At 72.1% G+C, this 2946-nt stretch carries 4 protein-coding genes and 1 pseudogene; 2 read left to right on the top strand and 3 right to left on the bottom strand.

Going from position 1 to position 2946, the window contains the following annotated elements:
• Window positions 1-44: 44 nt before the first annotated feature.
• A complete protein-coding gene (locus ROTAS13_RS22150) occupies window positions 45-419 on the bottom strand; it encodes a hypothetical protein (RefSeq protein ID WP_216348715.1) in 375 nt (124 codons plus the stop codon).
• Window positions 420-618: 199 nt separating this feature from the next.
• On the bottom strand, window positions 619-798 hold the full coding sequence (locus ROTAS13_RS22145) for a hypothetical protein (RefSeq protein ID WP_019460142.1): 180 nt from the start codon (window positions 796-798) through the stop codon (window positions 619-621).
• A gap of 370 nt (window positions 799-1168) precedes the next feature.
• Here ROTAS13_RS22145 and ROTAS13_RS22140 point away from each other — a divergent pair, with 370 nt between their 5' ends.
• Window positions 1169-1888: a DUF1028 domain-containing protein gene (locus tag ROTAS13_RS22140; RefSeq protein WP_058390357.1), complete on the top strand. Its 720-nt coding sequence runs from the start codon at window positions 1169-1171 to the stop codon at window positions 1886-1888.
• A gap of 198 nt (window positions 1889-2086) precedes the next feature.
• Window positions 2087-2761: a class I SAM-dependent methyltransferase gene (locus ROTAS13_RS22135; RefSeq protein ID WP_115359352.1), complete on the top strand. Its 675-nt coding sequence runs from the start codon at window positions 2087-2089 to the stop codon at window positions 2759-2761.
• Here the strand turns inward: ROTAS13_RS22135 and ROTAS13_RS22130 are convergent.
• Window positions 2709-2946: pseudogene (locus ROTAS13_RS22130) on the bottom strand (hydrogen peroxide-inducible genes activator); the annotation flags it as partial. The gene ROTAS13_RS22135 and the pseudogene ROTAS13_RS22130 overlap by 53 nt on opposite strands.

Genomic DNA, 2946 nt, shown 5'->3' with positions numbered 1-2946 from the left:
CCACCGAGATCTACACCTCTCTATGCTGACGTCGAGACTTGTGATCAAGAGACAGGCAGGTCGAGCTGCCAGCGCGGCATCGGGATGGCGGCGGGGTCGCGCAGGATGTCGGGGCGGTTGGCGGGCAGGCGCAGACGGCCCAGCAGCAGGTCGGACAGTGCCGCCGAGGCGGCCCGTATGAGCCCTGCCGCATGGGCGGCGGGATCGGCGGCGACGGCGGCCTCGGCGGGAATGGCGTAGTCGGCGGGGCTGAGCCCGTCCTCCTCCAGCCGGTGCAGGCGCTCCGCCAGGCGTTGCAGCGCGGCGGGCTGGGCATGGGCCGTGGCGGCCGCGGCCGGATATCCGCCCGGCTTTCCCCCAGGGGCCAGCAACGGCATGGCACTGCCCATGAGAGCCAGGGAGAAATCGCGTCGGCGCATGGGTGACGGGATAGCCGGGCCGGGCCAGGGCTGCCAAGCCGCAGACTTCCGCGGCGGCGCAGCGGAAACATGACGCAACATGGGCAAGGGCGGCCGGGCGTCCTCCTGCCCCGCCGCATCGCGTGCTGCCGGTCGCCCTAGCGGCCGCCTCGCATCGGGCGGGCCGTTCCGCGGCGGCCCGGGGGCGGCCGATCCGGGGTCAGCCGACCCAGAGGAAGATCAGCCAGGTCAGGAAGGCCGTCACCAGCAGGGCGTAAAGCAGGGCCCGGGCGATGCCGAACCATTCGCTGCGCGGGTCCGGCGCCCCTTCCTCCGGGTGATAGGAAGGCCGCGGCGTCAGCGGATCGGCTGGCCGGGCCGTGGCTTCGGCCCCCGTCATCCCAACGGGAGTACCGGAGGCATCCAGGTCAGGCCGGCCGGGCGATGGTAGGCCGTCTTTGTGTGAGAGCGTGTCGCTCACCGTCCTGATCCCCTGATCTGGCCCGATCCTCACTCGGAGCGAGCCGGCGGGGGGATTTTGGCACAGGTTTTTCGCTCGATCATTATCTATCGGGCGGATAGCTAAATTATTGATACGGGTTGAATAGGTTAATGCAATCTGGAGGGGAAACTTACCTCGCGCTCGCCTCGCACGCCGGAAAATTTCCCATGCCCGATCCCCGGCGGCGCTGGCGCCCATGGGAGCGGGCGGAATAGATTTCGCTGTGCTGCGGAAGGATTCCTCCCTTCGCAGGGAGCGAGATTGCGCCGTGACCTGGTCCATCGTCGCGCACGACCCGCATCGCGAGACCTTCGCCGTCGCCGTGACCACCTGCAATCTCGCCGTGGGGGCCTCCTGCCCCTTCGTGCGGGCGGGGGTCGGGGCGGTGTCCACGCAATCCTTCACCAACCGCTATCTCGGCCCCGCCGTGCTGGACGGGATCGGGGCCGGACTGCATCCGGCCGCCGCCATCGAACAGGCGCTGGCCGGTGATGACGGGCGCGAGCTGCGCCAGGTCCATGCGGTGGACCGCCAGGGGCGCGTGGCCGCCTGGACCGGGCGGCACTGCGTCGCCTGGGCGGGGCATAGCGGGGCGCCCCATGTCTCCTTCGCCGGCAACATGCTGTCGGGGCCGGCCGTGCTGCAGGATACCGAGGCCGCCTTCGCCGTGCATGGCGGCCTGTCCCTGCCCCGCCGGCTGGTGCAGGCCCTGATGGCGGGGGAGGCGGCGGGCGGCGACCGGCGCGGCCGCCAGTCCGCCGCCCTGGTGATGGTGTCCACCGAGGATTTTCCCGACCTGGACCTGCGGGTGGACGATCATGTGGAGCCGCTGCCGGAGCTGCGGCGGCTGCTCGGCCTCTGGGAGCGCCAGCGCGAGCCCGGCCTCGCCGAGGCGCCGCGCAGGGCCGACCCCGCCGGCCTGACCGATCTCGACACGATCGAGGCCCGGTGGATCGAACGCGGGCTGGACCTGCGCTTTCCGCGCTGAGCCGCCGGCGCGAACCGGACGTTGCCCGAGGCCGCTTCCGGCTCTAGATTCGCCTCCGCTCTGGCGGAGCTGAACGGGTGCCGGCCCGGAAAACTACTTGCCCCGGGACGGGGCGGCTCCCCGCCATGAGGCACCGCGCAGGCCCGGCGCGCCGACAGCCCCCGGGATGCGCCTGCCTTTTCCTTCGGGGCGATGCAGATGACGGAACATTCCTCCTTTCTTCCGGTGGCCGAGGCCTATGACCTCTGGGCCGGCACCTATGACACGCAGGACAACCCGATGGTCTTCGGGGCGAGCCGGATCGTGGAGGGGCTGGCCGGGGAGGTCCGAGGCCGCGACGTGGTGGAATTCGGTTGCGGCACCGGGCGCAACCTCGCCCGGCTGCGGGCCGGGGGCGCGGCGAGCCTCACCGGACTCGACCTGTCCGCCGGGATGCTGGACCAGGCGCGGCGGCGCGGCCCGGATTTCCACCTGCTGCGCCATGACATGAGCCAGCCGGTGGCGCTGCCGGATGCCTCGGCGGATCTGGCCCTGTTCTGCCTTTCGCTGGAACACATGGCCGACCTGCTGCCGCCCTTGCGGGAGGCGCGCCGCCTGCTGCGCCCGCGGGGGGAGGTCCGGATCGTCGAGATCCACCCTTTCCTGTCGCTCGGCGGGACGGGGGCGCATTTCCAGGCCGGCGGGCGGGAGATCCGCATGCCGACGGTGGCGCATGGCTTCGCCGACTACCTCAACGGCTTCGCGGCGCTGGAGCTACGCCTCCTCGCCTGCCGGGAATGGCGGCCGCGCGACTTCGGCGGCGCGTTGCCGGAGCGGGTGCTCAAGCGGGGGCCGGACCACCCGCTGCTGGTGGAGTTCCGCCTGGGCCGCTGACCCCTCTGGCGCCCGCCTCCAGCATGTCCCGGATCGTGGCGGCCAGGTCCTTGAACTCGCTGGCGCGCGGGGAGCGGGCCCGCCAAGCGAGGCCCAGCATCCGGCCGGGCGTGTCCTCCACCGGGCGCAGCTCCACATTCGCCCCGGCCAGCACGCCCCCCTCCACCGCCAGCCGGGGGAGCAGC

The organism is Roseomonas sp. TAS13, assembly GCF_001950415.1.
Lineage (GTDB): Bacteria > Pseudomonadota > Alphaproteobacteria > Acetobacterales > Acetobacteraceae > Roseomonas > Roseomonas mucosa.
The sequence above is the reverse complement of the archived record's forward strand: the minus strand, read 5'-3'. Positions and strand labels throughout refer to the sequence as shown.

What these genes read in the sequence shown, in the direction of transcription:
- ROTAS13_RS22145 (WP_019460142.1), bottom strand. Translation starts at nt 798, where the DNA reads ATGACGGGGGCCGAAGCCACGGCCCGGCCAGCCGATCCGCTGACGCCG.
- ROTAS13_RS22150 (WP_216348715.1), bottom strand. Translation starts at nt 419, where the DNA reads ATGCGCCGACGCGATTTCTCCCTGGCTCTCATGGGCAGTGCCATGCCG.
- ROTAS13_RS22135 (WP_115359352.1), top strand. Translation starts at nt 2,087, where the DNA reads ATGACGGAACATTCCTCCTTTCTTCCGGTGGCCGAGGCCTATGACCTC.